Source organism: Mesorhizobium sp. NFR06, from assembly GCF_900115245.1.
Classification (GTDB): Bacteria; Pseudomonadota; Alphaproteobacteria; order Rhizobiales; family Rhizobiaceae; genus Mesorhizobium.
In genome coordinates, this window is record NZ_FOVT01000004.1 from 1 (window position 1) to 25225 (window position 25225).

The 25225-nt window shown below is 64.3% G+C and carries 27 protein-coding genes and 1 pseudogene; 16 read left to right on the plus strand and 12 right to left on the minus strand.

The window, feature by feature from the left end; genetic code table 11:
• Positions 1-60: 60 nt before the first annotated feature.
• Together F3H96_RS08835 and F3H96_RS08840 are read right to left on the minus strand one after the other, a co-directional pair.
• On the minus strand, positions 61-1191 hold the full coding sequence (locus F3H96_RS08835; protein ID WP_149791570.1) for an IS481 family transposase: 1131 nt from the start codon (positions 1189-1191) through the stop codon (positions 61-63).
• 263 nt (positions 1192-1454) lie between these two features.
• On the minus strand, positions 1455-2243 hold the full coding sequence (locus F3H96_RS08840) for a thioredoxin family protein (protein WP_149791571.1): 789 nt from the start codon (positions 2241-2243) through the stop codon (positions 1455-1457).
• Positions 2244-2426: 183 nt separating this feature from the next.
• Here F3H96_RS08840 and F3H96_RS08845 point away from each other — a divergent pair.
• Positions 2427-3141: pseudogene (locus tag F3H96_RS08845) on the plus strand (ceramidase domain-containing protein).
• Between the two features lie 13 nt (positions 3142-3154).
• Here the strand turns inward: F3H96_RS08845 and acnA are convergent.
• Positions 3155-5845: an aconitate hydratase AcnA gene (acnA, locus tag F3H96_RS08850; RefSeq protein WP_149791572.1), complete on the minus strand. Its 2691-nt coding sequence runs from the start codon at positions 5843-5845 to the stop codon at positions 3155-3157.
• Positions 5846-6129: 284 nt separating this feature from the next.
• On the opposite strand from acnA, the gene ccmA reads away from it, so the two are divergent.
• From ccmA to F3H96_RS08875, 4 genes are all read left to right on the plus strand, one after another.
• Complete coding sequence (gene ccmA / locus F3H96_RS08855; protein WP_149791573.1) at positions 6130-6738, plus strand: heme ABC exporter ATP-binding protein CcmA; 609 nt, start codon at positions 6130-6132, stop codon at positions 6736-6738.
• Positions 6739-6949: 211 nt separating this feature from the next.
• Complete coding sequence (ccmB, locus tag F3H96_RS08865) at positions 6950-7615, plus strand: heme exporter protein CcmB (protein ID WP_149791574.1); 666 nt, start codon at positions 6950-6952, stop codon at positions 7613-7615.
• Between the two features lie 270 nt (positions 7616-7885).
• Positions 7886-8053 carry a heme exporter protein CcmD gene (gene ccmD / locus F3H96_RS08870; RefSeq protein WP_149791575.1) on the plus strand — a complete coding sequence of 56 codons (168 nt, stop codon included), beginning with the start codon at positions 7886-7888 and terminating at the stop codon, positions 8051-8053.
• Positions 8050-8628, plus strand: a complete 579-nt coding sequence (locus F3H96_RS08875) for a DsbE family thiol:disulfide interchange protein (protein ID WP_149791576.1) — start codon at positions 8050-8052, stop codon at positions 8626-8628. Before ccmD ends, F3H96_RS08875 begins: the two co-directional genes overlap by 4 nt.
• A gap of 247 nt (positions 8629-8875) precedes the next feature.
• Here F3H96_RS08875 and F3H96_RS08880 read toward each other — a convergent pair whose 3' ends face one another.
• Positions 8876-9040 (minus strand): hypothetical protein, encoded by a 165-nt coding sequence (locus tag F3H96_RS08880; RefSeq protein ID WP_149791577.1) that lies wholly within the window; start codon positions 9038-9040, stop codon positions 8876-8878.
• Between the two features lie 294 nt (positions 9041-9334).
• On the opposite strand from F3H96_RS08880, the gene F3H96_RS08885 reads away from it, so the two are divergent.
• Both F3H96_RS08885 and F3H96_RS08890 read left to right on the plus strand, forming a co-directional pair.
• Entirely contained in the window at positions 9335-10255 is a 921-nt protein-coding gene (locus F3H96_RS08885) for an SMP-30/gluconolactonase/LRE family protein (RefSeq protein ID WP_149791578.1), read from the plus strand.
• Positions 10256-10414: 159 nt separating this feature from the next.
• Positions 10415-10621 (plus strand): 4-oxalocrotonate tautomerase family protein, encoded by a 207-nt coding sequence (locus F3H96_RS08890; protein WP_149791579.1) that lies wholly within the window; start codon positions 10415-10417, stop codon positions 10619-10621.
• Positions 10622-10859: 238 nt separating this feature from the next.
• Here the strand turns inward: F3H96_RS08890 and F3H96_RS08895 are convergent, their stop codons facing one another.
• From F3H96_RS08895 to F3H96_RS08930, 8 genes are all read right to left on the minus strand, one after another.
• Positions 10860-11396: an NADPH-dependent FMN reductase gene (locus F3H96_RS08895; RefSeq protein ID WP_149791580.1), complete on the minus strand. Its 537-nt coding sequence runs from the start codon at positions 11394-11396 to the stop codon at positions 10860-10862.
• Between the two features lie 34 nt (positions 11397-11430).
• A complete protein-coding gene (locus F3H96_RS08900) occupies positions 11431-12051 on the minus strand; it encodes a pyridoxamine 5'-phosphate oxidase family protein (protein WP_149791581.1) in 621 nt (206 codons plus the stop codon).
• Between the two features lie 89 nt (positions 12052-12140).
• Positions 12141-12797: a septation protein A gene (locus tag F3H96_RS08905; RefSeq protein ID WP_149791582.1), complete on the minus strand. Its 657-nt coding sequence runs from the start codon at positions 12795-12797 to the stop codon at positions 12141-12143.
• 62 nt (positions 12798-12859) lie between these two features.
• Complete coding sequence (gene ftsY, locus F3H96_RS08910; RefSeq protein ID WP_149791583.1) at positions 12860-14704, minus strand: signal recognition particle-docking protein FtsY; 1845 nt, start codon at positions 14702-14704, stop codon at positions 12860-12862.
• 13 nt (positions 14705-14717) lie between these two features.
• A complete protein-coding gene (gene mtaB / locus F3H96_RS08915) occupies positions 14718-16028 on the minus strand; it encodes a tRNA (N(6)-L-threonylcarbamoyladenosine(37)-C(2))-methylthiotransferase MtaB (protein WP_149791913.1) in 1311 nt (436 codons plus the stop codon).
• On the minus strand, positions 16028-16912 hold the full coding sequence (dapF, locus tag F3H96_RS08920; RefSeq protein WP_149791584.1) for a diaminopimelate epimerase: 885 nt from the start codon (positions 16910-16912) through the stop codon (positions 16028-16030). The genes mtaB and dapF overlap by 1 nt, the downstream gene beginning before the upstream one ends.
• 86 nt (positions 16913-16998) lie before the next feature.
• A complete protein-coding gene (locus tag F3H96_RS08925; protein ID WP_149791585.1) occupies positions 16999-17160 on the minus strand; it encodes a DUF1328 family protein in 162 nt (53 codons plus the stop codon).
• Between the two features lie 73 nt (positions 17161-17233).
• Positions 17234-18241: an MBL fold metallo-hydrolase gene (locus F3H96_RS08930; RefSeq protein ID WP_149791586.1), complete on the minus strand. Its 1008-nt coding sequence runs from the start codon at positions 18239-18241 to the stop codon at positions 17234-17236.
• 126 nt (positions 18242-18367) lie between these two features.
• Between F3H96_RS08930 and F3H96_RS08935 the strand changes: the two genes are divergently transcribed.
• From F3H96_RS08935 to F3H96_RS08980, 9 genes are all read left to right on the plus strand, one after another.
• Positions 18368-18805 (plus strand): VOC family protein, encoded by a 438-nt coding sequence (locus F3H96_RS08935; RefSeq protein WP_149791587.1) that lies wholly within the window; start codon positions 18368-18370, stop codon positions 18803-18805.
• A gap of 194 nt (positions 18806-18999) precedes the next feature.
• Positions 19000-19575 (plus strand): protease inhibitor Inh/omp19 family protein, encoded by a 576-nt coding sequence (locus F3H96_RS08940; protein WP_149791588.1) that lies wholly within the window; start codon positions 19000-19002, stop codon positions 19573-19575.
• 191 nt (positions 19576-19766) lie between these two features.
• A complete protein-coding gene (zapE, locus tag F3H96_RS08945; RefSeq protein WP_149791589.1) occupies positions 19767-20969 on the plus strand; it encodes a cell division protein ZapE in 1203 nt (400 codons plus the stop codon).
• A gap of 204 nt (positions 20970-21173) precedes the next feature.
• Positions 21174-21461 carry a GIY-YIG nuclease family protein gene (locus tag F3H96_RS08950; protein ID WP_149791914.1) on the plus strand — a complete coding sequence of 96 codons (288 nt, stop codon included), beginning with the start codon at positions 21174-21176 and terminating at the stop codon, positions 21459-21461.
• A 441-nt stretch (positions 21462-21902) separates the two neighbouring features.
• Positions 21903-22871 (plus strand): malate dehydrogenase, encoded by a 969-nt coding sequence (gene mdh, locus F3H96_RS08960; RefSeq protein WP_149791590.1) that lies wholly within the window; start codon positions 21903-21905, stop codon positions 22869-22871.
• 42 nt (positions 22872-22913) lie between these two features.
• A complete protein-coding gene (gene sucC / locus F3H96_RS08965) occupies positions 22914-24107 on the plus strand; it encodes an ADP-forming succinate--CoA ligase subunit beta (RefSeq protein ID WP_149791591.1) in 1194 nt (397 codons plus the stop codon).
• A gap of 5 nt (positions 24108-24112) precedes the next feature.
• A complete protein-coding gene (locus F3H96_RS08970) occupies positions 24113-24346 on the plus strand; it encodes a hypothetical protein (RefSeq protein ID WP_149791592.1) in 234 nt (77 codons plus the stop codon).
• A gap of 1 nt (position 24347) precedes the next feature.
• On the plus strand, positions 24348-24719 hold the full coding sequence (locus tag F3H96_RS08975) for a cupin domain-containing protein (RefSeq protein WP_149791593.1): 372 nt from the start codon (positions 24348-24350) through the stop codon (positions 24717-24719).
• 3 nt (positions 24720-24722) lie between these two features.
• The gene (locus F3H96_RS08980; RefSeq protein ID WP_149791594.1) at positions 24723-25220 is read left to right on the plus strand and encodes a DUF1579 family protein; all 498 of its coding nucleotides are present in this window, start codon (positions 24723-24725) and stop codon (positions 25218-25220) included.
• Positions 25221-25225: the final 5 nt, after the last annotated feature.

Genomic DNA, 25225 nt, shown 5'->3' on the forward strand with positions numbered 1-25225 from the left:
TTGTTTGGACCGGGGACATCGCGAACAGGTGTGCGAGGACATCGCGAACAGTTTTGCATGCTATCGGACCAAGGTGTTGAGGTCGATGGTTTCTATTTTCTGATGTCTGAACCAGGCGTCGAAGACGCCGTCGGTGGCGGTGGGGCGGAAAGCGACAGACTTTCCGGCGAAGGCCCGGCGCAAGCGTATGGTTCGGCCGAGAATGGAGACGAAGCCGTGCTGCTGAACGCGGCGGATGAGATCGTCCTTGGCATATTCGAACGGCTCGACAGTTTCGCGATACTGGCGTGGCGAGGCCTGGTAGCGATCGAGCGGCACGCCGCCGTCCAGCGCGTCGTGGGGACGCTGGGCGTTGTAGACGTGGCGCCACTGGTCGAATGCATCCTGAGCCTCGGCGAGATTGGCGAAGGGCGGTCCCTGCAATGCCTCGGCCTTGAGCGAACGATGGAAGCGCTCGTCCTTGCCGAGCGTCTGCGGATGGCAAGGCCGGGAGTGGCTGACGGCAATGCCAGTCTCGATCAGCCAGACGGTGAGCAAGGTGAAGTCGTTGCGGCCGCCATCGCCCCAGGGCGGGCCATTATCTGTGGCGATGCGCCATGGCAGGCCATAGCGACGGAAGGCGGCGATCAGCCGGGCTTTTACGGTCTCGGTGGTCTGGTCGGCGCAGGCCGACAGCGCGATCGAGAAGCGCGAATGGTCGTCGAGCACGGTAAGCGGATGCAGCCGGCCGGCGCGCAAGGCAACGTGGCCCTTGAAGTCCATCTGCCACAGGTGGTTGGGGGCGGCATGCTCGAAGCGAATGAAAGGCTGGGCTCCGCCGCCCAAAGCCCCCAGCTCGATACCGTTGCGGCGCAGGATCCCGGTGACCGTCGAAGCCGCCGGCGTGCCGATACCTTCGCGGGCAAGCACCCGCGCGATCTTGCGCCCACCCCAGGCTGGATGCGCCACACGCACCGAAACGGCTGCTGCTTCCACCTCCCGCGCACTGCGTGCCGGACTCGACAGTGGTCGCCGAGACTGCTCCGCCAGGCCTGCCGCGCCTTCCATCCGATAGCGCGAAAGCAACTTGTAACCACAGGTCCGACCAATGCCGAAGCGTCGGCACAACGCGCTCACATTAGCGCCAGGCGCCAGCGCCAATCTCACGAACTCTTCTTTCTGGCTCATCACGCTTTTGGCCTCGAATGGCATCCCGAACCCCCTCGCGCAAAACGCGCAAAACTGTTCGCGATGTCCTCGCACACCTGTTCGCGATGTCCCCGGTCCAAACACCCTTGTGGGAGAAGGTGGCCGCGAAGCGGCCGGATGAGGGGTGCTGGAAGGAATGAGGCACTTGGCGATCTGGCACGATGCGGCGCTGGTGGCGAACGTCAAGCTGGAATACCCCTCATCCGTCTCGGCGCTGCGCGCCGAGCCACCTTCTCCCCCTGTGGGAGAAGGAAAGGGAGCGCCCGCTAAAGGCGATCGGGTTTGCGGATGAAGGCGGCGCCCAGGATCGGTCCGGGCATGCCGTCCTTGCCGACGGATTGCAGCAGCACCGCGCAGCCGCCCTTCTTGGCGATTTCGGTCATCGGCAATTCGTAGCGCTGCGCCTTGCCGTGCCACATGCCGGCGATCTGGATGTCGGAAACGGCGTTCCAGTAGGTCAGGCTGCGGCCGCTGTTCTCGCCCTGGCCGATCTTCACCATCTGCGGCGGATCGAAATAGACGATCACAACATGGGCGTCGGCCGGACCGTTGCCGGCGTCGCCGGCATCGATCATGACGCGGTCGCTGGTGCGGCTCACCTTGATGCCGACGCGCATGCCCTCGCCGGTCCTGTCCATCCGGGCCAGCGCACCGTCGACATCCTTGCGGCTGGCGCCGTTGACGTGACTGCGGCCGTTGATGACGGCTTGCGGGGTGTAGACCGAGCGGCTGCCGAAGGCGCGCATATAGTCATATTGGCGCTCGGTGTTTTCCTTGGTGCTCAGCGTGTCCTGCCAGCCGAGATAGTCCCAGTAATTGACGTGGTAGGCGAGCGCGATGATGTCGTCCTTGCCGGCAAGCTCGGCGAAGAACACGTCGGCCGGCGGACAGGAACTGCAGCCCTGGCTGGTGAACAGTTCGACCACGCCCAAAGGTTTTTCGCTTTGAGCCTTGCTGGTCACGGCCTTCTCAGGCTCGGCTGCAAGGCCCACGCCGCCCAACGCCGTAAGGGCCAGCGCCACTGCCGCAAGCCGCAATCGTCCTCGAGATGCCATGACTTTTCCAATTCCCGCCGGTGACGCCGGCCTTGTTCTGATTGCTAAAATATGTGGCAGAAGCGACAGTCAACGGGAAGTCACGTTGCGGTGAAATTTGCTGTTGCAACCGCAGGTAAGGCCGCAATAGGAGAGGCCATTGCATTTCAAGGCGCGGTTCGATTCGGCGGCGGCATCCTCATCATGTGGCAAACTTTCCTGACCCCGGTCGATCTCTATTACGAACGGACCGGACCTGGACTTTGGGCCGAGCCGGCTAATGCTTTGACCAATCTGGCTTTCATTGCCGTGGGACTGTGGGCGTCTTGCTGGTTCGGCGACACGAGGCCGGCAGCTTCGCAGAAGTTCTGGCCTGGTGGGTGGCGGCGATCGGCATTGGCTCGACCGTGTTCCACACCTTCGCCACCAAGGGCACGATCTGGGCCGACATCCTGCCGATCGCCGGCTTCACGCTCGCCCACACGCTGTTCAACCTGCGTCGCTTCCTCGGCATGGAATGGGGCAAGGCGATGCTCGTCTTCGTCGTCTTCTACGCCATCGCCGGCCTGATCACCTTTGCCGTGCCGGACTGGCTGCACCAGGCGCGTCGAACGGCACGACCAATTACCTGCCGCCGTTCCTGGCGCTCGCCGTCTTCGGGGTGTGGGTGGCGGCCAGCGGCAACCGGGCCGGCTGGTACAATCTGACCGGATCGGCAATCTTCGTGGTTTCGGTCATCTGCCGGATGATCGACCCGCTGGTCTGCGCCGGCTTTCCGCTCGGCACGCATTTCCTCTGGCACATTTTCAATGCGCTGATGCTTGCCGTGCTGCTGGCGGCGACGACGCGGTTCGGAGCCGAAGGCAAGGCAGTAGGCAGTAGGTACTCCGTTCCCTACTGCCTACTGCCTAAGCCCTAATCCCTGGCTGCTGTTAAGCAGCCAAGTCGCGCAGCACGTATTGCAAAATGCCGCCGTTCTTGAAGTAGTCGAGCTCATCCAGCGTATCGATGCGGCAGATGATCGGCAGGTTCTTCACCGTGCCGTCGCCAAAGGTGACCTTGGCGACCATCTTCTGGCGCGGCTTGATCGCGTCCAGCCCGTCGATCTCGACCAGCTCGTCGCCCCTGAGGTTCAGCGAGGCCCATGAGGTGCCGTCCTCGAAGACGAAGGGGATGACGCCCATGCCGACCAGGTTCGAACGATGGATGCGCTCGAAGGACTGGGCGATGACCGCGCGGACCCCAAGGAGGTTCGTTCCCTTGGCCGCCCAGTCGCGCGAGGAGCCGTTGCCGTATTCGACGCCGGCGAAGATGACCAGCGGCACGCCGTCCTTCTTGTATTCCATCGCGGCGTCGTAGATCGACATCTCCTCCTTCGAAGGGTAGTGGATCGTGTAACCGCCCTCGCGGCCGTTCTCGCCCAGCATGTGGTTGCGGATGCGGATGTTGGCGAAGGTGCCGCGCATCATCACCTCATGGTTGCCGCGCCGCGTGCCGTACTGGTTGAAGTCGGCAACACCGACGCCATTCTCGGTAAGATACTTGCCGGCCGGCGAGGCGGCCTTGATCGAACCCGCCGGCGAGATGTGGTCGGTGGTGATCTTGTCGCCGAACAGGCCAAGCACGCGCGCGCCCTTGATGTCGCCGACCTTGCCGAAGGAGCGGCCCATGCCGGCGAAATAGGGCGGGTTCTGCACATAGGTCGAGTGATCGTCCCAGGCATAGGTCTGGCCCTCCGGCGCCTTGACCTTCTGCCAGTATTCGTCGCCCTTGAAGACGTCGGCATATTTGCGGGCGAAAAGCTCGCGGGTGACGTTCTTCTCGATGAACTCCTGGATCTCGACCGAGGTCGGCCAGATGTCCTTGAGATAGACCGGCTTGCCGTCGCTGCCCTCGCCGAGCGGCTCGACGGTCAAGTCCCTGGTGACGGTACCGGCCAGCGCATGCGCCACCACCAGAGGCGGCGAGGCGAGGTAGTTTGCCTGCACATCGGGGGAGACGCGGCCTTCGAAATTGCGGTTGCCGGAGAGCACCGCGGCGGCAATCAGGCCCTTATCGTTGATGGTCTTGGAGATCGGCCCCGGCAGCGGGCCGGAATTGCCGATGCAGGTGGTGCAGCCGAAACCGACCAGGTTGAAGCCGATCTGGTCGAGCTCCTTCTGCAGGCCGGACTTTTCCAGATATTCGGCTACCACCTGGCTGCCGGGAGCGAGCGAGGTTTTCACCCACGGCCTCTGCTTGAGGCCGCGCCGGTTGGCGTTGCGCGCCAAGAGCCCGGCGCCGATCAGCACGCTCGGGTTCGAGGTGTTGGTGCAGGAGGTAATGGCGGCGATGACGACGTCGCCATGGCCGAGATCATAGCCGGTGCCTTCGACGGCATAGCGCTTCGAAATCTCTGCGGCCTTCTTGTATTCGGTCTCCATCGCCTTGGCGAAGCCGGCCGGGATATCCTGGAGGGCGACGCGACCCTCGGGGCGCTTCGGACCGGCCATCGACGGCACGACGTCGCCGAGGTCGAGCTCGAGCAGGTCGGTGAAGACCGGATCGGCGGAGCCGGTATCGCGCCACATGCCCTGCGCCTTCGAATAGGCTTCGACCAGCGCGATGCGGCTTTCCTCGCGGCCCGACATGGTGAGGTAGCGGATCGTCTCCGAGTCTACCGGGAAGAAGCCGCAGGTCGCGCCATATTCGGGCGCCATGTTGCCGATGGTGGCGCGGTCGGCCAGCGTCATGTTGGAGAGGCCGGGGCCGAAGAACTCGACGAATTTGCCGACGACGCCCTTCTTGCGCAGCATCTGGGTGACGGTGAGCACGAGGTCGGTGGCGGTGACGCCTTCCTTGAGCCTGCCGGTGAGGCGGAAGCCGATGACTTCCGGCAGCAGCATGGAGACCGGCTGGCCGAGCATCGCCGCCTCGGCCTCGATGCCGCCGACGCCCCAGCCGAGCACGCCAAGGCCGTTGATCATGGTGGTGTGCGAATCGGTGCCGACGCAGGTGTCGGGATAAGCGGTGGTTTCGCCGTCATCTGCGTTGGTCCACACCACCTGCCCAAGATATTCGAGATTGACCTGGTGGCAGATGCCGGTGCCGGGCGGCACGACGCGGAAGTTGCGGAAGGCCTGCTGGCCCCATTTCAGGAACTTGTAGCGTTCCTCGTTGCGCTCATATTCGAGCTCGACATTGCGGGCGAAGGCCATCGGCGTGCCGAACTCGTCGACGATGACGGAATGGTCGATGACGAGGTCGACCGGCACCAGCGGATTGATCTTTTCCGGATCGCCGCCGAGCGCCTTTATGCCGTCGCGCATGGCGGCGAGGTCGACCACCGCCGGCACGCCGGTGAAATCCTGCATCAACACGCGGGCCGGGCGATAGGCGATCTCGACGCCGGCGGTGCCTTTGTCGGTCAGCCAGGCGGCGACCGCCTGGATCGATTCCCTGGTGACCGAGCGGCCATCCTCGTTGCGCAGAAGGTTCTCCAGCAGCACCTTCATCGAATAGGGCAGCCGGGCGATGCCGGTGAGGCCGTTCTTCTCGGCCTCAACGAGGTCGAAATAGACATAGTCCGCGCCACCCACGGTCAGGGTGCGGCGGCAATTGAAACTGTCGAGGGATTTCGTCACGGCGATCCGTCCTTGTCTGTTCAGCCTGAAAGGGAACGGACGCCGTTGGCATGCAATCACGCGCAAAGGTGCGGGTACGGCCATTTCCGCTGTCCGCTCCCAAGCAACCCGAGCCGTTCAAGGCGGCGCGTGCGCTGGTTCGGCGCTAATCCTGTTCCCGCGCCGACCGCTGGCACGGATGAACCGCATATAGAGAATTTCCTGGAATAGTTCTAGACAGTCGAAGGACGAATTTGCGTGAGCCGGGGACGGGCGCGCAACAGTGCTTTCGGGACGGGCAAAGAATGCGGCTGATCGCCGAAAATTTGGGCGGCGAGCGCGGCGGCGAGACGGTTTTTTCCAACATCGGCTTCGCGCTTGAAAAAAGCGAGGCGCTCATCGTCACCGGACCGAACGGCGCGGGCAAATCGACGCTGCTCAGGGTGGTCGCCGGATTGCTGCCGGCGGCTGGGGGCAAAGTGCTTGTCGAAGGCGGCGGCGAGGCTTTCCCGACGGTTGCCTCGGCATCGCACTATCTCGGCCATCTCAATGCGATGAAGACGGCGCTCAGCGTCGAGGAGAACCTCGGCTTCTGGCGCGCCTTCCAGGGCGAACCGGCGCTGAGCGTCGAGGAGGCGCTGGAGAAAGTGGCGCTTGGCGGGCTTGGGCATCTGCCGTTAGGCTACCTCTCGACCGGGCAAAGACGGCGCGCGTCGATTGCGAAGCTTCTGGTCAGCCGCCGGCCGGTCTGGCTGCTCGACGAGCCGACGGCTGGGCTGGACAAGGCGTCGGAGGAGCGGTTCGCGGGGCTGATGCGCGGGCATCTGCAGGATGGAGGGATCGTGGTGGCGGCGACGCACCTGCCGCTGGGGATCGAGGGGGCGAAGGCGTTGCAAATGGCGGTAGGGCTTTGATGTCGATGCTCTACGGCGCCCTCCTCTGGCCTGCCGGCCATCTCCCCCACAAGGGGGGAGATCAGACGCCGCTGGCGGTTTCGCCAACTAACAGCGTCGGACGATTCGGCGGGGCGCCGAAACAGCCAACCTCCCCCCTTGTAGGGGAGATGTCCGGCAGGACAGAGGGGGGCGCGAAGGAACGCCTACCTAAAAGAGGGGCCGCCTCATAATGTGGTCCCTCTTCCTGCGCGATATCCGCCTTTCGATCCGCGCCGGCGGCGGGGCGCTGATCGGCGTTATTTTCTTCCTGGCGGTGATCGTTACCATCCCGTTTGGCGTCGGCCCCGATCTCAACCTTCTGTCTCGCATCGGCCCTGCGATCCTGTGGATCGCCGCTCTGCTCGCCTGCCTGCTCGGCCTCGACCGGCTGTTCCAGGCCGATCGCGAGGACGGCTCGCTCGACCTGCTGGTGCTCAACAGCGACCGCCACATCTTGGCGCTGACGGTGCTGATGAAGTGCCTGGCGCACTGGACGGGCAGCGTGCTGCCGCTGGTCGTCGCCGCACCCTTGCTCGGCCTGTTCATGAACATGGAGCCGTTGGGCATCGGCGCCACGGCGCTGACGCTTCTCATAGGCACGCCGGCGATCACTTTCATCGGTGCCGCAGGCGCAGCAGTGGCGGTGGCGCTGCCGCGCGGCGGGCTGCTGATCTCGGTGCTGGTGCTGCCGCTCACCATTCCGGTGCTGATTTTCGGTGTTTCGGCCAGCTACGGCGCCGTCGCCAATCCGGCGCCGTTCCTGCAGCCCTTCCTCATTCTTGCCGCGCTGACGTTGTTTCTTGCCGTGCTCGGCCCGCTGGCGGCGGCACTGGCACTGCGGCACGGGACGGATTAGGGTCTGTCGAGATTCAGGTGATGCCGGCCTGCAAATGGCGGCTTCCTGCGCTTCCGGTGCTCACGTACGAAAAGTACGCTCCGCTCCGGTTCTCGGAATCCACCATTTTCGGCTCGGCCTGACCTGAATCTCAACAGACCCCTGAGGCGACGAGGACGTTCACTGCGGCACCGCGGCAAATTGCGGGCCGTTAGGTGTTAGGTTAAGGGAAGACATGATCGAACAGACTGGCATGGCAGGCTTGAAGCGTGCGACCGGAGAGCGGCCGATATGAGCGCGCACGCCCTCTTCGTCACCGCCGCCTATGCCATCACGGCCGTCGTGCTGGCCGGGCTGATCGGCTGGATCCTGCTCGACCAGCGGGCCCGCAAGCGCGAGCTCGCGGCGCTTCAAGCCGCCGGCGTGCGGCGGCGCTCCGACAAGGCCGTCAAATCATGAGCATGGAAAGCGAAGTTCCGGCGCCGCGCCGCCGCCTGTTCGTGCTTCTGCCGCTGCTGGTGTTCCTGGGGCTGGCGGGGCTGTTCCTGTCGCAGCTTCTCTCGGGCCGCGACGCCTCGGAAATCCCTTCGGCCTTGATCGGCCTGCCGGCGCCGCAGACCAACCTGCCGCCGCTCGAAGGGGTGAGCCTGCCGGGGCTGGATTCGAAAAACTTCGCCGGCAAGGTGACGCTGGTCAACGTGTTCGCGTCGTGGTGCGCGCCGTGCCGCGAAGAGCATCCGGTGCTGCTCGGCCTGTCGCAGGACAAGCGCTTCACGCTTGCCGCGCTGAACTATAAGGATGAAGCGGAAAATGCCCGCCGCTTCCTCGGCGATCTCGGCAATCCGTATCAGGCCATCGGCGTCGACCCTGGCGGACGCGCGGCGATCGATTGGGGCGTCTATGGCGTGCCGGAGACCTTCGTCATCGGCAAGGACGGCAGAATAGCCTACAAGCATGTCGGGCCGCTGACGGCGGAATCGGTGCGGTACCTGCTGCTGCCGCAGGTCGAGAAGGCACTCGCGGCGCCAGGCTAAGGCGACCTCCTTTAAGTCGTCATTCCAGGGCGAAGCAAGGAGCGGAGCGACGCGGCGCAGACCCTGGAATCCATTCCGTGACGTTGACCGAAGAATGAGACGGTCCAGGATAGACGCGCGACCAGTGTGCGGAATCACAGACCCGCACCGCTGCGGCGCTCCAAAGTCACGGCATGGATCCCTGGGTCTTCGCGCCGCTTCGCGTCGCTACGCCCAAGGACGAAGGTGACAGGTCGTCCCGAAAAACTCAGCCGTAGATCTGCTTGCGGACCTGGTAGAGCATCTCGGAACGGTCGGCGCGCAGATCAGCGAGATCGCGGCCCGACAGGTTCTCGATTTCGGCGACGAGACGGTTGTAGTGGCGGCGCTTGGCCATGCTGGCGCGGGCGCGGGAGACGAGGTTGTCGAACATGGTGACAGGGCTCCTTCTATGCCGCATTGGCGCGGCCGGTTGTTCCTCCCTGGCGATTGCCAGCATGACATAGGAATGGTGCGATGCAAAAGAAAGATGTTGCAATGCACCATTGCAGCCAGCGCATAGCCGGTTAACCGAAGCCTAAAGGCCCATACGCCGCACGCGGAGCCCGCACCGACCGCGCTTCACGCGATTCTCATCCGTTTTGTCTTACAAATTGCGGGGACCACGTCTTGCCAGATCGGTTAGGGGCTGGCTTGATCCACCGTCACGTGATGCCGGGAGGAATGCATGGCGGCCGCAGATTATTACGAAGTTCTCGACCCTCGCTTCGGGCGCCTGTTCAACAGCAGCGCGCAGGTGGAAAAGCTGTTCACCGGATGCCGGTGGGCGGAAGGGCCGGCCTGGTTCGCCGCCGGCCGCTATGTCGTCTGGTCCGACATCCCCAACAACCGCATGCTGCGTTATGACGAGACCGACGGCAGCGTCAGCATGTTCCGCCAGCCGTCCGGCAATTCCAATGGCAACACGGTCGACCGGCAGGGCCGGCTGGTGACCTGCGAGCATTCCGGCCGCCGCGTCAGCCGCACCGAGCATGACGGCGCGGTCACCACCATCGCCGAAAAATGGAAAGGCAAGCGGCTGAACTCGCCCAACGACGTGGTGGTCAGGTCCGACGGCTCGATCTGGTTCACCGATCCGAGCTACGGCATCGACACCGACTATGAGGGCGACAAGGCGGAGAGCGAGATCGGCGCCTGCAACGTCTATCGCGTCGATCCCGATACCGGCGATGTCGAAGCCGTCGTCACCGACATGGTGCGGCCGAACGGGCTCGCCTTCTCGCTGGACGAGAGCCTGCTCTATGTCGTCGACACCGGTCGCACGCATGGCGAGAAGAACCCGGCGCATATGCGGGTCTTCAATGTCGGCAAGCACGGCAAGAAGGTTTCGGGCGGCAAGGTGTTCGCCGACTGCACCGCCGGCCTGTTCGACGGTTTGAGGCTCGATTCGGACGGGCGCATCTGGACAAGCGCTGCCGACGGCATCCACTGCTACGACCCGGACGGGACGCTGATCGGCAAGGTCAAGGTGCCGGAAGTGACGGCGAACTGCGTGTTCGGCGGCAACAAGCTGAACTGCCTCTACATCGCCGGCAGCACTTCGCTCTACATGGTGCGGCTGATGGTGAACGGGGCGAAAACCTATTGAGGCTGCTGCAGGCGCTTCTCTGGCCTCTGCTGGCCTTTCTGCGCATCCCCGCAGCGCCCGCCGCGCTGCGGTTCCCGCAACCACCGCCATCCGATTTGCCGGAGCAAATTGCCAAACCGTCGCCTGACCTCAACCGGCAGAACCCAAGGGGAGGACATCATGCCATTCGTCAACATCCGCATCGTCAAGGAAGTGATCGCTGCCGATCCGGCCGGCAAGAAGGCTGACATCGCCAGGAAGGTGACCTCGGCCATCATGGAGGCCACCGGGCTCGGCAATGACGACGTCTGGGTGGTGTTCGAGGAGGTCAATGCCCGCGACTGGTATGTCGGCAAGACCGATGTCGAGACGCGGAGGAAGGGGTAGCTGCTGCAACGCTAGGGTAGGGGCGCGCCCCTTCGGCAAGGTCAGGGCATGGCAGCGCCCCTTCCATTCGTGATCCTCGGGCTTGACCGGCTTGACCCCGAGGATCCATTCCGTGACGTGCGACATAGAGTGCAGCGATGCAGAATTCCGTAACCGTTGCAACGCCTTAGCGTAACGGCATGGATCGTAGGGTCTTCGCGCGTCGCTTCGCTCCTTGCTCCGCCCTAGGATGGCGACGTTATATTTGCCCACCAATAAAACCAGCGAAAGCCTGCACCGCCTCGCGCATCGCCCGCCGGTTCGCGTCCTCGCTTAGGATGGCCTCCACCTCCGCCGGCTTCTTCCCCAGCAGCGCAATCTCCAGCGCCGTCTCCTCATACATCGCGAACGACATGGTCCGCATGATCTCGGCAAGCGCTGCCCGCGCATAGAGCGAACGCGGCGAGGCGTGCACCAGCATCGCCGGCTTGCCGACGGCAGCGTCGCGCGAGACCAGCCAGTCCAGCGCATTCTTCATGCCGCCGGGCACGCCATGGGCATATTCGGGGCAAGAGACGATGACGCCGTCCGCGCGGGTCATGGCGTCGACCAGCTCTGCGGCTTCGGGCGGCGTACGCTCGCCCTCGTTGTCGGGATTGAAGATAGGCAGCCGGCCCAGTCCGTCATAAACCTCGACGCGGCAGTTCGCGGGCACGTTGGCGGCCAAAGCCGCCACCAAGGCCGAATTGGTGGAGGCGGCGCGCAGGCTGCCCGATATGGCGATGATCTCGATCAAGGGAGCCGGACGAAGAGTGAGTCGTCCAGAAAGCCTACCACATGGTTTGGCGGTAATCGTCGTCCAGCTCGCGGTCGATCTCGCCGGCGCTTTCAGCCAGCGCCAGCTGGTCGCGGATGATCTGGCCGAGCGTCGGCAGGGTCGCGCGGTCGTACCAGGTCTCCGGCTTCCACAGGTCGGAGCGCATGAAGGCCTTGGCGCAATGCATGTAGGCGGCCTTGACGGTGACGACGATGACGCTCTGCGGCTCCTTGCCGTCGACGCCCAGACGCGCGCGCAGGGTTGCATCGACGGTGATGCGGGCGTCGCCATTGACGCGCAACGTCTCGTTCATACCGGGGATGAGGAAAAGCAGCCCGACCGATGGGTTGCGGACGATGTTTTCCAGCGTATCCAGCCGATTGTTGCCCGGGCGGTCGGGAATGGCGATGGTGCTGTTGTCGAGGATGGCGGTGAAACCGGGCTTGTCGCCCTTTGGGGTGACGTCGGCATTGCCGACACCGTCGGATGAGCCGATCAGCACGAAGGGGCTCTTGCCGATGAAGGAACGACAGTGGCCGTCGAGGGCTTTGAGTTCCTTGCGGATCGAGCCGTCGGTCGGCCTCGGCGTCTTGTAGATCGCTCTCAACTCGTCCTGCGTGGCGAGGAATTCCATGCCGTCCCCCTCTTGTCTACGCAATTCCGCCCGGAAGACTACGGCGAAAGGCACCGAGCCCAACCGCCGGGCGCCTTCGCGGAATTGCTTTAATTCCCGGCCTTTTCTTCCTTGGGCTTTTCCTCGAGCGAGTGACGCATGATCAACGGCATCTGGCTGAAGGTGAACAGCAAGGTGATCGGGATGGTGCCCCAGACCTTGAAATAAAGCCAGGTCGCCTCGGAAAAGTTGCGCCACACAACCTCGTTGAGCGCCGCCAGGAACAGGAAGAACAATCCCCAGCGGAAGGTCAGCTTGCGCCACCCCTCGGCATCGAGCTGGAAGGCGGAATCGAAGACGTAGCCGAGCAGCGACCTGCCGAAGGCAAGTCCGCCGAGCAGCGTGACGCCGAACAGCGAATTGATGATCGTCGGCTTCATGTAGGCGAAGGTCTTGTCCTGCAGGTAGAGGGCGAGCGCGCCGAAGACGAAGACGACGATCGCCGAAACCAGCGGCATCAGCGGCAGGCTGCGAATCAGCAGCCACGAGGCGCTGAGCGAAAGCGCGGTCGCCACCATGAAGAATGCCGTGGCGATCAGGATCGGCTCGCCGAGATGGGCGAGGATCGGGAATTTTTCGGCGAGCCATTCGCCGCGGATGGTGGTGAAGAAGAACACCAGGCCAGGCCCCAGCTCGAGCAGGAACTTCAAGCCGGGATTGACCGGCTTGCGGCGTGGGTCGGTCGGGTCGCGTTCGAGGATGTTCATAAAAGTCCTTCTTGCGCATGATCTGGCCGAAAAGCAGGCCATTTCAAGAGATCGCGCCTAAATCAAGCCACGCCGGCGATCGCTCTCGCAAACTCGCTGGCGGAAAACGGTTCGAGGTCGTCGACCTGCTCACCGACGCCGATGAAATAGACCGGCAGCCGGTGTTTGGCGGCGATCGCCACCAGAATACCGCCGCGCGCCGTGCCGTCCAGCTTGGTCATCACCAGCCCGTTGACGCCGGCAACGTTGCGGAAGATCTCGACCTGGTTCAGCGCATTCTGGCCGGTGGTGGCATCGACGGTCTGCAGCACGGTATGCGGCGCTTCCGGATCGAGCTTGCCCAGCACGCGCACGATCTTCTCCAGCTCCGCCATCAGCTCGGTCTTGTTCTGCAGGCGGCCGGCGGTGTCGATGATCAGCACGTCGGAGCCGGCTTCCTTGGCCTTCTCGAAGGCGTCATAGGCGAGGCCGGCGGCATCGGCGCCGAGCTTGGTTGCAATGACCGGCGATTTCGTGCGCTCGCCCCAGATTTTCAGCTGCTCGATCGCGGCGGCGCGGAACGTGTCGCCGGCGGCCAGCATCACCTTGAGGCCGCCTTCGGTAAGCTTGGCGGCGAGCTTGCCGATGGTGGTGGTCTTGCCGGTGCCGTTGACGCCGACGACCAGGATGACATGCGGCTTGTGGCTGAGATCGAGCTCGAGCGGTCGGGCGACCGGGGTCAACACCTTCTCGACCTCCGCCGCCATCACGGCGCGGACTTCCGTATCGGAGACATCCTTGCCGTAGCGGCTTGCGGCAAGCGAATCGGTGACGCGCAGCGCCGTCTCCACGCCAAGATCGGCGCGGATCAGCACGTCCTCCAGATCCTGCAGCGTGTCCTCGTCCAATTTGCGCTTGGTGAAGACGCCGGCAATGTTGCCGGTGAGTTCGCGCGAGGAGCGCGCGAGCCCGTCGCGCATGCGCTGGAACCAGGAGCGCCTTGGCGCCGGCTCGGGCGCTTTTACCGGCTCGGCCTTCTGCTCGACTTTTTTGGCGACCGTCACCTTGCCGGCGGCGGGCGAGGGCTTCGGTTGCGGCGCCGGAACAGGCGCCGGCTCTACCTCCCCCTCGATGGGGGAGGTCCCGAGCGCAGCTCGGGGGTGGGGGTGACTGGCGCCAGCGTCGGCGCTGTCACCCCGCCCCGCCGCTTCGCGTCGACCCTCCCCATCGAGGGGAGGGCGGAGAGCTTCTTCCTTCTCCTCACCACTATACGGGGAGACGGTGCCGGCAGGCGGGTGAGGGGCGGCGCCGACCTCAGAGGTTGGTTGCTCCGGCGACGGAGTCGATGGCGGCACTTCCACCGGCGTCGGCGTCTCGGTCGGAACTTCGCTGGGTGGCGTCGGCACCTCGATCGGCGCCGGCTCAGGCTGCGGTTCCGGACGCGACGGCACGATGTCCGGCTCTGCCGGCACCGGTGCAGGCACTTCCTGCGGCTTGGGTTCGGGTGTCGGCTCCGGCTGGACCGGCGGCACCGGCACTTCTTCCGGCGCCGGCGGCTCAGGCGCCTCGGGAGGTGGTTGCGGTTCTTCGTCCGGTTCCGGCCGCGGTAGCGGTTCCGGTTCGGAGGGAATGACGGGCTCCGGCGCCGGCGGGATCGTCGGTGCCGGCTCGGGCTTCGGTTCCTCCGGTGCAGGTTGAGGCGCGGCCCCATCCAGGGGAGAGTAAGGCGCTGGCTCGTCCGACGGTGTCGCCGCAACTTCGGCTTCGGGCTCGCCACGCTTCTCTTCCGGGGCAGCCTGCTCGGCTTGCGGCTTCAGCGCCTCCAGAGCGTCCCATTGGATCGGCGGCAGCGGGGCGGTCTCGTCGACGCGCTCCTCGACGACCTCTTTCTTGCCGAACGAAAATATCTTCTTGAAAAAACCGGCCATGCGTCTCGCAGTCTCAGGCGGCTCGCGCGGCAGAGGGCGCCGCAATCAGCCGGGCGCCGTCATGGCCGGTCACCACGGCGTCGACGATATCGCCCGGTTGTCCCACGGCGATGGCGGCCAGCGTAAAACCTTCGGTGCGGCCGAGTCCGTCGCGCTCGACCAGAATCGATTGCCGGCTGCCGACGAGCGATGCCAGGTGACGTCGATACGCGGCCTCGCCGGCGGCGCGCAGCCTCGCGGCGCGCGCCTTCACCACCTCGCGGCGGACCTGCGGCATGCGCGCGGCGGGCGTGCCTTCACGCGGGCTGAACGGGAAGACGTGAAGATGCGTCAGGCCGCACTCCTCGACGATCTTTTCCGAATTCTCGAACATTGCCTCGGTTTCGGTCGGGAAGCCGGCGATGATGTCGGCGCCGAAGACGATCGCCGGTCGCAGCTTGCGCACGTCCTCGCAGAAGCGGATCGACTGGTCGCGCAAATGCCGCCGTTTCATGCGCTTCAGGATCATGTCGTCACCGGATTGCAGCGACAGATGCAGATGCGGCATCAGCCGGGGCTCGGTGGCGATCGCGTCGAGCAGATCGTCATCGGCCTCGATCGAATCGATCGAGGAAAGGCGAAGGCGCTTCACCTCCGGCGCCTGCCGCAGGATCGTCTTCACCAGCTTGCCGAGTTTCGGTCTGCCGGGCAGGTCGGCGCCGAAGCTGGTCATGTCGACGCCGGTCAGCACGATCTCGGCATAGCCGTTATCGGCCAACCGCTTGACCTGCTCGACCACGGCGCCCATCGGCACCGAGCGCGAGTTGCCACGGCCATAAGGAATGATGCAGAAGGTGCAGCGATGGTCGCAGCCGTTCTGCACCTGCACGAAGGCGCGCGCCCGGCCTTCGATGGCGTCGACCATATGGCTTGCCGTCTCGCGCACCGAAAAAATGTCGTTGACGCGCGCCTTCTCGGTGTCGTTGACGCCGAAATCGGGCAGCGCGCGGTAGGAGTTGGCCTTGAGCTTCTCCTCATTGCCGAGCACGAGGTCGACTTCGTCCATGGCGGCGAAATTCTGCGGCTCGGTCTGCGCCGCGCAGCCGGTGACGATGATGCGGGCTGAAGGGTTCTCGCGGCGCGCCTTGCGGATCGCCTGCTTGGCCTGGCGCACCGCTTCGGCAGTGACGGCGCAGGTGTTGAAGATGACGGCGCCGCCTTGCAGCGCACCAAGGCCGGCGCTTTCGGCTTCGCGGCGCATCACTTCCGATTCATAGGTGTTGAGCCGGCAGCCGAAGGTGACGACGTCGATACCTTTCGGCGCGCCTTTCTCGAGGGGTGACATCACGCGGCGCTTTCGGTGTCGCGGGCCCAGGCGCCGGTCGAGGGATCGAAGCTGCCGGAAAACTCCCATTCGGCCGCGCCGGTCAGGATGACGTGATCGTCGTCGCGCCATTCGACATTGAGCTCGCCGCCGCCGGGCGTCAGCAGCGAGACGCTGCGGCCGGTGCGCCGGGTGCGGGCGGCCGCCACCACGGCGGCGCAAGCCGCCGAGCCGCAGGCCTTGGTGAGGCCGGCGCCACGCTCCCAGGTGCGTATCACCATGGTTTGCGGCGACGTGACCTGCGCTATGGTGATGTTGGCGCGCTCGGGAAAGATCGGGTGGTTTTCGAGCAGCGGGCCGAAGCGGTCGAGCTCGTAGGACCAGACGTCGCGATCGACCCAGAAGATGGCGTGCGGATTGCCCATCGAGACGGCCGAGGGCGAATGCAGCACCGGCGCGTCGATCGGGCCGATCTGCAGCTCAATCATGCGGGTGTCGCGGAACTCTTCCGCCAGCGGAATCTCCTGCCAGCCGAAGCGCGGCTTGCCCATGTCGACCGAGATCGTGCCGTCGGCATGTTCCTGAGCGTTGAGGATTCCTGCCCTGGTCTCGAACGTGAAGGTCTTTTGCCCGGTCTCGGCAGCCAAAGCCTGCACGACGCAGCGCATGCCATTGCCGCAGGCCTGGGCGCTGGTGCCATCGGAGTTCAGGATGTCGACGTAATAGGCAGTGCCCGGCGTCCTCGCGTCATGGATCGCCATGATCTGGTCGAACCTTGTCGCCGCATCGCCGTTCAGCGCGATCGCCGCGGCCACCGTCACCTGGTCGGCACGGCCGCGCATATCGGCAACGATGATCTCGTTGCCAATGCCGTTCATCTTGGCGAAGGGGGCGGTGCCTGCCATCTAACCGGTCGTTCCAATTCCGTTTGGCCAATTCCGTTTGGCGCTATATGGCGGAAACGGCCCGGAATTACCAGTCCGGCCAGATCTTATGTGACCGCGAAGACGCCGAGCACGAGCAGCAGGAAGAGGATCAGCACGATGCCGATCAGGATGCGCGCGCCCATGGCGGCGGCACCGGCCAGCGCCGGCATGCCAAGCAGGCTCGCGGCAGCGGCGACAATCAAAAGGATGATGATCCACCTGATCATGGGGTTGGCTCCCTGCCGAATTGCGTCAAGGAAGCAACGCGGCTATGCGCTTGCGGTTCCGCTGCCTGGCGAGCTAGGCCGAGGGCAGATCCCACACTTCGCCCGGGCGCATGGCGCGAAAACGCTCGCGGGCGATGCCTTCGGCCGCCAACGCCTCGGCCAATTTTCGCGCCGGCTCGTCGACCGGCTCGTCGGTGAGATGGAACGTGCCCCAATGGCAGCCGGCGGCGAACGTGGCGTTGCACAGCTTCATGCCCTGCAAGGCTTCCTCCGGGTTCTGGTGCTGCGGCGCCATGAACCAGCGCGGCTCATAGGCGCCGATCGGCAGGATGGCGAGGCGGAAGCCGCCATGCTTTGCGGCCATCAGCCGATAGTTGATACCGTCATGGAAGCCGGTGTCGCCGGCGAAATAGATGTTGCCGCCGGCCGTCTCGATGACGAAGGCCGCCCACAACGCCATGCGGCGGTCGCGCCCGCCACGCGCCGACCAGTGATGCGCCGGCTCGACGTGGATGGCGGCGGCGCCGAGCTCGACCCTGCCGCCCCAATCATGCGCGCTGAGCCGCATGCCGGGCGCGGCAGGGCCAATGATGGCGTCGTTGCCAAGCGGCGTGACCACCCGGGGGTCGTGGCTGTCTTTCAGCCGCTTCAGCGTGGCGAGGTCGAGATGGTCGTAGTGATTGTGGCTGACGAGGACCAGGTCGATCGGCGGCAGGTCGGCAAAAGCAATCCCTGGCGCATTTACCCTTCTCGGACCGGCAAAGGCGAAAGGCGAGGCGCGTTCCGACCAGACCGGGTCGGTCAGGATATTCAGGCCCGCCGTCTGGATGAGCAGCGTGGCATGGCCGACAAGGGTTAGCCGCAGCGCTTCGCCGTTCACGCGCTCCTCCGGCCTGGCCGGCGGGTGGGGGCTCGGATGGGCGGCCGGCCATTTCGCCCGCCCGCCGCTGAATTGCCATTTGAGCAGGTCGGTGAAGCGCCCGGGCGGCTTGCCGCCGGGATTGAAGAACAAGGTGCCGTCGAAATGATCGCTGGGCGGGCCGCTATAATATCGATTGGCGGTTCTTTTTCTTGCGGCCATTCTTTCTCCGCCGGCTCGGTCCTTGTTGAGATAAGGACGCGCCTGCCTGGTGCAAGCATTTTGCCGGCGAATGCCAAGGGCCGGAAGGCGGCTTCGTCTAGGATCACGGCCGCGGAGGACAGCACCATGGCGATGAAGCGGACCAGGACACCGTGGATGAAGGCCGAGGATTTCGGCCGCTCGCTGCCGCGCGGGCTGGGCGTCAATCTCCTGGTCACCGACATGGCGGCGATGGAGACGTTCTGCCGCGACGTGCTCGGCGCGCAGGTCATCTATGCCGACGAGGACTTCGCGGCGATCGGGCTTTTGGGTTCGATTTTCATGCTGCATGCCGATCATTCCTATCTCGACAATCCGATGACCGGTGTCATCGCGGCCGCCGACACGCGCGGCGCCGGCATCGAATTGCGCCTTTACGGCGCCGATCCGGACCAAATCGAGAAAAAGGCGGCAGCGCTCGGCCACATCGTGCTGGCCGGCTCGATCGACAAGCCACATGGCTTGCGCGAATGCTACATCGTTGGCCCGGATGGCTATGTATTCGTGCCAAGCGCTCGGATATAACATAGATATGTCAATAGGTTAGGCCAGCGCCATCGGCATCTTCCGGCGCTGTCCGCCTGCTGCGATAAATTTGCAACAGCCGCGTCGAAAACCCTATTTTAACCATATCAGGTTGAAATTCTGCCACCTTCGCCATCTTGGTGGAGCGAACATTACGCGGATGGCTCCCCCGGCCGGATCCGACGGAGGTTGGAATGAATTTTTCGAAGACCCGCTCCTTTTCGCGGCCCCGCCCCTTTTCAAAGACCGGCCTCGTGGCCGTATCGCTGGCCGCGCTGATTGCGAGCGGCTGCTCGACCTCGCGCTTCTCATCGATGGACGACCAGCAGCCGGCGCCGCTGACGCCGGCGCCTGCAGGCACGGTGACGCAGAACCAGCTGCCGCCGCCGGCTGCTCCCGGCACCACCGATCCCTCGCAATTCCCGACCGCCCCGAAGAACACCCAGGTCGCTTCGCTGCCGCCCGACGGCACGGCACCCGCCGGCGCCACCGATCTCACCGCGGCCAGCGTCGCCGGCGTGTGGAACGTCAGCGTCTCCGGACAGAGCTGCAAGGTGGCGACGCCGCAGACCAAGTTCGGCGCCGGTTACCGCGCCGGTCCGCTGCATTGCCCGGCCCCGATCGACGGCATCAAGTCGTGGAATGTCGCCGGCAAGCAGCTGACGCTCTACGACGAAAACGGCGGCACGCTGGCCAGGCTCTATTCGTCGGGCGGCGAAAAGTTCGACGGCCAGACTTCCAACGGGCAGCCGATCTCGCTTACAAGGTAAGCCTAGGGTATGCCGATATTCAGGTGATGCCGGCCCGCGAACGGAGGCCTTCTGCGCTTCCGGTGCTCACGTACTGTAAGTACGCTCCGCTCCGGTTCTCGAAAGCCGCCATTCTCGGCTCGGCCTGACCTGAATCTCAACATACCCAATACTTCCTGGAGCATTCTGCTCTGAAAAAAACGACGTGACCCATGCATCTGCGTGACGGCCTCCAGACCCACGCGACCGTCAGGCAGCGCTACGACCGTCTCCTCCAGAGCGGCGCGGTCGAGCGCGATCCGGCGCAGGAGCGCATCGTCGCCGCGCTCGACCGGTTGATCGATGAAGTCTCCGCCAAGAGGCTGGCGCAAAAATCGAGCGCGCTTGGCTGGCTGTTTGCGGCCAAGCGGCAAACGCGCGAGCCGGTCAAAGGCCTCTACATCCATGGCGGCGTCGGTCGCGGCAAGAGCATGCTGATGGACATGTTCTTCGAGCTCTTGCCGGTCAGGCGCAAGCGCCGCGTGCATTTCAACGTTTTCATGGCCGATGTGCAGGACCGTATCCAGAAGCATCGGGCGGCGCGCAAGAACGGCGATGTCAAGGAAGACGACCCAATCCCGCCGGTGGCCCGTGCGCTCGCCGAGGAAGCCTGGGTGCTGTGCTTCGACGAATTCTCCGTCACCGACATCGCCGATGCGATGATCCTGTCGCGCCTGTTCTCGGCGCTGTTTGCCGGTGGCGTCGTGCTGGTCGCAACCTCCAACGTCGCGCCGGAGAACCTCTATCGCGACGGGCTGAACCGCCAGCTCTTCCTGCCATTCATCGCGCTGCTCGAGCGCAATGCCCATGTGATGACGCTGGATGCCGAGAAGGACTATCGGCAGGAAAAGCTCAACCGCCAGCCAGTCTACGTCACGCCGGCCGACGCCGCCGCCGACCGCGCGCTGGACGACGCCTGGAAGGCGATGACGCGTGGCCAGCCGACCGGCGAGGTCACGTTGACGCTGAAAGGCCGCCAGCTTGTAGTGCCGCGCGCCGCCGGCGACGCGGCGCGTTTTTCCTTTGCCGATCTCTGCGAAAAGCCGCTCGGCGCGCGCGACTACCTGGCGATCGCCGGCCGTTTCTCGACCGTCTTCATCGACCATGTGCCGGTTCTGGGCGAAGGCAAGCGCAACGAAGCCAAGCGCTTCATCCTTTTGATCGACACGCTCTACGACCACCGCATGCGGCTGGTGATGAGCGCCGCGGCGCCACCCGAAGGGCTCTACACTGCCAAGCGCGGCACGGAAGTGTTCGAGTTCGAGCGCACCGCCTCGCGCCTGGTCGAGATGCAGAGCCGCGATTGGCTGGACGGCTGGGCGGAACGGCGGGAGCGCGAGGGGGTGGCTGCCGAGGCAAGGCAGGCGCAGGGGTAGGATACTGTTTCGCAGCTCTCTTTGAACCGTGGGAGGTTGGCGAAGTCCGCTGCAACAGCTGAAGCGGCGACCTATCCTTCGTCATTCTAGGGCGGAGCAAGAAGCGAAGCGACGCGCGCAGACCCTAGAATCCATGCCGTGACATTGGCCGTAGAATGCAACGGTCGAGAATAGCAGCCGATGACAGCGCCAGCTGATCGCAACATGACCGGCTACGTCTACATGACCGCAAGCCAGAAGGGCGGCACGATCTATATCGGTGTCACCAACGACCTTGCTCGCCCGATGCCCGAGCAGAAGGCCGGCCAAGGCTCCAGCTTCACCAGCCGTTACGGCGAGCAGCGTCTGGTCTGGTACGAGGAATACTTCGACATCACCGACGCCAGCCAGCGTGAAACGTCATTGAAGCGCTGGCCACGCCAATGGAAGGTCGAGCTCATAGAGAAAGCCAACCCGGAATGGTTCGAGCTGTTTCGCGGAATTGGCTGGTGATCGTTCTCCACCGTTGCGGCGCTCAACCGTCACGGCATGGATTCTAGGGTCTGCGCGCGTCGCTCCGCTCCTTGCTCCGCCCTAGAATGACGAAGGATGGGACGTTGGCGGGCAGCGACCCCCTCTGCCCTGCCCGGCATCCCCTTTCGGGTCCTCAAGGCGGGAGATTGCCATTCGCATCACAAGGGCGTCATCGCCGGGATGAAGCCTTCTGATTTCCACGTTCATTGTGTAAATTCTCCTCAGTCGGTTCACAAACTTTGACGTTTACGTAATTCCCGAACCATCTAACCGATTGAAAACGTTGAGCCCGAAATAATCGTTTGAATTTTATGCCGGCCGGCGTTATTCGGTGCGGCCAAATCTCGCGGTTTCGCGCATCCTTTCGGCCTCCCCGGCACCGTCACGACTTCGTCACAGACAAAGGGAAAACATCCTCACATGGCACGCAACAAGATAGCGCTCATCGGCTCGGGCATGATCGGCGGCACGCTCGCCCATATGATCGGCCTCAAGGACCTCGGCGACGTGGTGCTGTTCGATATCGCCGAGGGCATTCCGCAGGGCAAGGGGCTCGATATCGCGCAGTCGTCGCCGGTCGATGGGTTCGATGCCAGGTTGACCGGTGTCAACGACTATGCCGGCATCGAGGGCGCCGATGTCTGCATCGTCACCGCCGGCGTGCCGCGCAAGCCCGGCATGAGCCGCGACGACCTTCTGGGCATCAACCTCAAGGTCATGGAACAGGTCGGAGCCGGCCTGAAGAAGTATGCGCCGAAGGCTTTCGTCATTTGCATCACCAACCCGCTCGACGCGATGGTCTGGGCGCTGCAGAAGTTCTCCGGCCTGCCGACCAGCCATGTCGTCGGCATGGCCGGCGTGCTCGACAGCGCCCGCTTCCGCTATTTCCTGGCCGAGGAGTTCAAGGTCTCGGTCGAGGACGTCACCGCTTTCGTGCTCGGCGGCCATGGCGACTCGATGGTGCCGATGATCCGCTATTCGACCGTCTCGGGCATTCCGCTGCCCGATCTGGTCAAGATGGGCTGGACCTCGAAGGAAAAGCTCGACCAGATCGTTCAGCGCACCCGCGACGGCGGCGCCGAGATCGTCGGCCTCTTGAAGACCGGCTCCGCCTATTACGCGCCGGCGGCCTCGGCCATCGCCATGGCCGAATCCTACCTCAAGGACAAGAAGCGGGTGCTGCCATGCGCCGCGCATCTCTCGGGCCAGTATGGCGTCAAGGGCACCTATGTCGGCGTGCCGGTGGTGATCGGCGCCGGCGGCGTCGAGCGCGTCATCGAGATCGACCTGTCCAAGGCCGAGCAGAAGATGTTCGACTCCTCCGTCGCGGCCGTCCAGGGCCTGACCGAGGCCTGCACCAAGATCGCCCCGCATCTCGCCGGCAAGTAATCTCGCCGGCAAGTAAAACGTCCCTCCCCGGAGACCAAGCGCATGAACATCCATGAGTATCAGGCCAAGGCGCTGCTGAAGACCTTCGGCGCGCCGGTAGCAAGCGGCGTTCCGGTGTTCAAGGCCAGCGAGGCCGAAGCCGCCGCCAAGGCTTTGCCCGGTCCGCTCTTTGTGGTGAAGAGCCAGATCCATGCCGGCGGCCGCGGCAAGGGCAAGTTCAAGGAACTCGGCCCCGACGCCAAGGGCGGCGTGCGACTGGCGAAGTCGGCGGCCGAAGTGGTCGCCAACGCCAACGAGATGCTCGGCCACACGCTGGTCACCAAGCAGACAGGCCCGGCCGGCAAGCAGGTCAACAGCCTCTATATCGAGGATGGCGCCGACATCGAGCGCGAGCTCTATCTCTCGATCCTGGTCGACCGCTCGGTCGGCCGCATCGCCTTCGTCGTCTCGACCGAGGGCGGCATGGACATCGAGACGGTCGCGCATGAGACGCCTGAAAAGATCGTCACCGTCGCCATCGATCCGGAAAAGGGCGTGAGCGCCGACGACTTGAACAAGCTCAACGCCGCGCTGAAGCTCGACGGCGATGCGGCAAAGGACGGCGGCACCCTGTTCCCGATCCTCTATAAGGCCTTCGTCGAGAAGGACATGAGCCTGCTCGAGGTCAACCCGCTGATCGTCATGAAGGACGGCCGGCTGCGCGTGCTCGACGCCAAGGTGTCGTTCGACAACAACGCGCTGTTCCGCCACCCGGACGTGATGGAGTTGCGCGATACCACAGAAGAGGACGAGAAGGAGATCGAGGCGTCGAAATACGACCTCGCCTATGTCGCGCTCGACGGCAATATCGGCTGCATGGTCAACGGCGCCGGCCTTGCCATGGCGACGATGGACATCATCAAGCTCTATGGTGCTGAGCCGGCTAACTTCCTCGACGTCGGCGGCGGCGCGTCGAAGGAAAAGGTTACGGCGGCGTTCAAGATCATCACCAAGGATCCGGCGGTCGAAGGCATCCTGATCAACATCTTCGGCGGCATCATGAAGTGCGACGTCATCGCCGAGGGCGTGATCGCGGCGGTCAAGGAAGTGGGCCTCAAGGTGCCGCTGGTGGTGCGCCTGGAAGGCACCAATGCCGAACTGGGCAAGAAGATCATCAACGACAGCGGCTTGAACGTGGTGTCGGCCGATGACTTGGATGATGCTGCGAAGAAGATCGTCAAGGCGGTGAAGGGCTGAGGGCTGTGGAGCAGGACGCCACGCAAAGCTTGCTCGGATACATCATCGCTTGGTTGCCGCTGGCGGTTTTCCTGGTGATCTGGATCTGGGGCCTCGTCACGCTGAAACAATATGTGCGGGCGCGGGAACTTGCCAGCCGTGACAATGCGGCCGCTATTCGCGAACTCGTTGAGACAAACCGGGAAATTGTGGGCGTGCTACGCGACGTGAAATCGGAATTTCAAGGGCGGAAGTCATAGAATGCCTCCGCGCAAGATAAACCTGGTCGAGGCGGCGGATCGGACGATCACGAAGGTCTTCGATCCGCATGTCGCCGGCGACGTCAATGATGCCCAAGCGAAGGTCGCCAAGTTCGGCGAGGTTTTCGACTGGCATGCGCATGACAGCGAGGACGAGGCCTTCCTGGTGCTGCGCGGCCGGATCGCCATCGATTTCCGCGACGGGCCGGTCGAGCTCGGCGAGGGCGACTTCATCGTCGTGCCGCGCGGCGTCGAGCACCGGCCGCGTTCGCTAACCTTGGAACCGGTGGTGCTGATGTTCGAGCCGGCGACGACGCTCAACACCGGCAACGCCAAGAGCGACCTCACCGTCACCGACCTCAAGCGGCTTTGAGCCATGAACGCGTCACCCTTCTCTTCCCTCTCGGACGGTCACCAGCGCCTGCAGGCGCTGGTCGGCGCATGGCGCGGCGAGGAAGAGGTCGCGGCCACGCAATGGACCGATGCCGGCACGGCGACTTCCGAAGTCCAGGCCGAGGCGCAGTTCGGCGGCCTGTTCGTGGTGCAGCGTTATCGCCAGCGCCGCGACGGCACTGTTTCGTTCGGCGCGCACAATGTGTTCGGCTTCGATCAGCAGAACAGCCTCGTCACCATGCACCAATTCGACTCGATGGGGTTTGTGCCGATGTCGCCAGCCACCGGCGCGTGGGACGGCAACGAGCTTGTGCTCGAACGGTCGTCGCCGCGAGGCGCTGCCCGCGTGACGTATGGCTTTGACGGCACCGACGCCTACCGCATGAAACTTCAATTCAGACCCGCTGGCAGCGATGCCTGGCAAGACATGGTGAGCGGCCTATACCGGCTCGTTTCGCCTTCCTCGATCAACGGTTTTTAGAAAAG

Excerpts from the sequence above, each read along its gene's own strand:
- F3H96_RS08835 (WP_149791570.1), bottom strand. The coding sequence starts at position 1,191 with ATGCCATTCGAGGCCAAAAGCGTGATGAGCCAGAAAGAAGAGTTCGTG.
- F3H96_RS08840 (WP_149791571.1), bottom strand. The coding sequence starts at position 2,243 with ATGGCATCTCGAGGACGATTGCGGCTTGCGGCAGTGGCGCTGGCCCTT.
- ccmA (WP_149791573.1), top strand. The coding sequence starts at position 6,130 with ATGCGGCTGATCGCCGAAAATTTGGGCGGCGAGCGCGGCGGCGAGACG.
- ccmB (WP_149791574.1), top strand. The coding sequence starts at position 6,950 with ATGTGGTCCCTCTTCCTGCGCGATATCCGCCTTTCGATCCGCGCCGGC.
- ccmD (WP_149791575.1), top strand. The coding sequence starts at position 7,886 with ATGAGCGCGCACGCCCTCTTCGTCACCGCCGCCTATGCCATCACGGCC.
- F3H96_RS08875 (WP_149791576.1), top strand. The coding sequence starts at position 8,050 with ATGAGCATGGAAAGCGAAGTTCCGGCGCCGCGCCGCCGCCTGTTCGTG.
- F3H96_RS08880 (WP_149791577.1), bottom strand. The coding sequence starts at position 9,040 with ATGTTCGACAACCTCGTCTCCCGCGCCCGCGCCAGCATGGCCAAGCGC.
- F3H96_RS08885 (WP_149791578.1), top strand. The coding sequence starts at position 9,335 with ATGGCGGCCGCAGATTATTACGAAGTTCTCGACCCTCGCTTCGGGCGC.
- F3H96_RS08890 (WP_149791579.1), top strand. The coding sequence starts at position 10,415 with ATGCCATTCGTCAACATCCGCATCGTCAAGGAAGTGATCGCTGCCGAT.
- F3H96_RS08900 (WP_149791581.1), bottom strand. The coding sequence starts at position 12,051 with ATGGAATTCCTCGCCACGCAGGACGAGTTGAGAGCGATCTACAAGACG.
- F3H96_RS08905 (WP_149791582.1), bottom strand. The coding sequence starts at position 12,797 with ATGAACATCCTCGAACGCGACCCGACCGACCCACGCCGCAAGCCGGTC.
- ftsY (WP_149791583.1), bottom strand. The coding sequence starts at position 14,704 with ATGGCCGGTTTTTTCAAGAAGATATTTTCGTTCGGCAAGAAAGAGGTC.
- mtaB (WP_149791913.1), bottom strand. The coding sequence starts at position 16,028 with ATGTCACCCCTCGAGAAAGGCGCGCCGAAAGGTATCGACGTCGTCACC.
- dapF (WP_149791584.1), bottom strand. The coding sequence starts at position 16,912 with ATGGCAGGCACCGCCCCCTTCGCCAAGATGAACGGCATTGGCAACGAG.
- F3H96_RS08925 (WP_149791585.1), bottom strand. The coding sequence starts at position 17,160 with ATGATCAGGTGGATCATCATCCTTTTGATTGTCGCCGCTGCCGCGAGC.
- F3H96_RS08930 (WP_149791586.1), bottom strand. The coding sequence starts at position 18,241 with ATGGCCGCAAGAAAAAGAACCGCCAATCGATATTATAGCGGCCCGCCC.
- F3H96_RS08935 (WP_149791587.1), top strand. The coding sequence starts at position 18,368 with ATGGCGATGAAGCGGACCAGGACACCGTGGATGAAGGCCGAGGATTTC.
- F3H96_RS08940 (WP_149791588.1), top strand. The coding sequence starts at position 19,000 with ATGAATTTTTCGAAGACCCGCTCCTTTTCGCGGCCCCGCCCCTTTTCA.
- zapE (WP_149791589.1), top strand. The coding sequence starts at position 19,767 with ATGCATCTGCGTGACGGCCTCCAGACCCACGCGACCGTCAGGCAGCGC.
- F3H96_RS08950 (WP_149791914.1), top strand. The coding sequence starts at position 21,174 with ATGACCGGCTACGTCTACATGACCGCAAGCCAGAAGGGCGGCACGATC.
- mdh (WP_149791590.1), top strand. The coding sequence starts at position 21,903 with ATGGCACGCAACAAGATAGCGCTCATCGGCTCGGGCATGATCGGCGGC.
- sucC (WP_149791591.1), top strand. The coding sequence starts at position 22,914 with ATGAACATCCATGAGTATCAGGCCAAGGCGCTGCTGAAGACCTTCGGC.
- F3H96_RS08975 (WP_149791593.1), top strand. The coding sequence starts at position 24,348 with ATGCCTCCGCGCAAGATAAACCTGGTCGAGGCGGCGGATCGGACGATC.
- F3H96_RS08980 (WP_149791594.1), top strand. The coding sequence starts at position 24,723 with ATGAACGCGTCACCCTTCTCTTCCCTCTCGGACGGTCACCAGCGCCTG.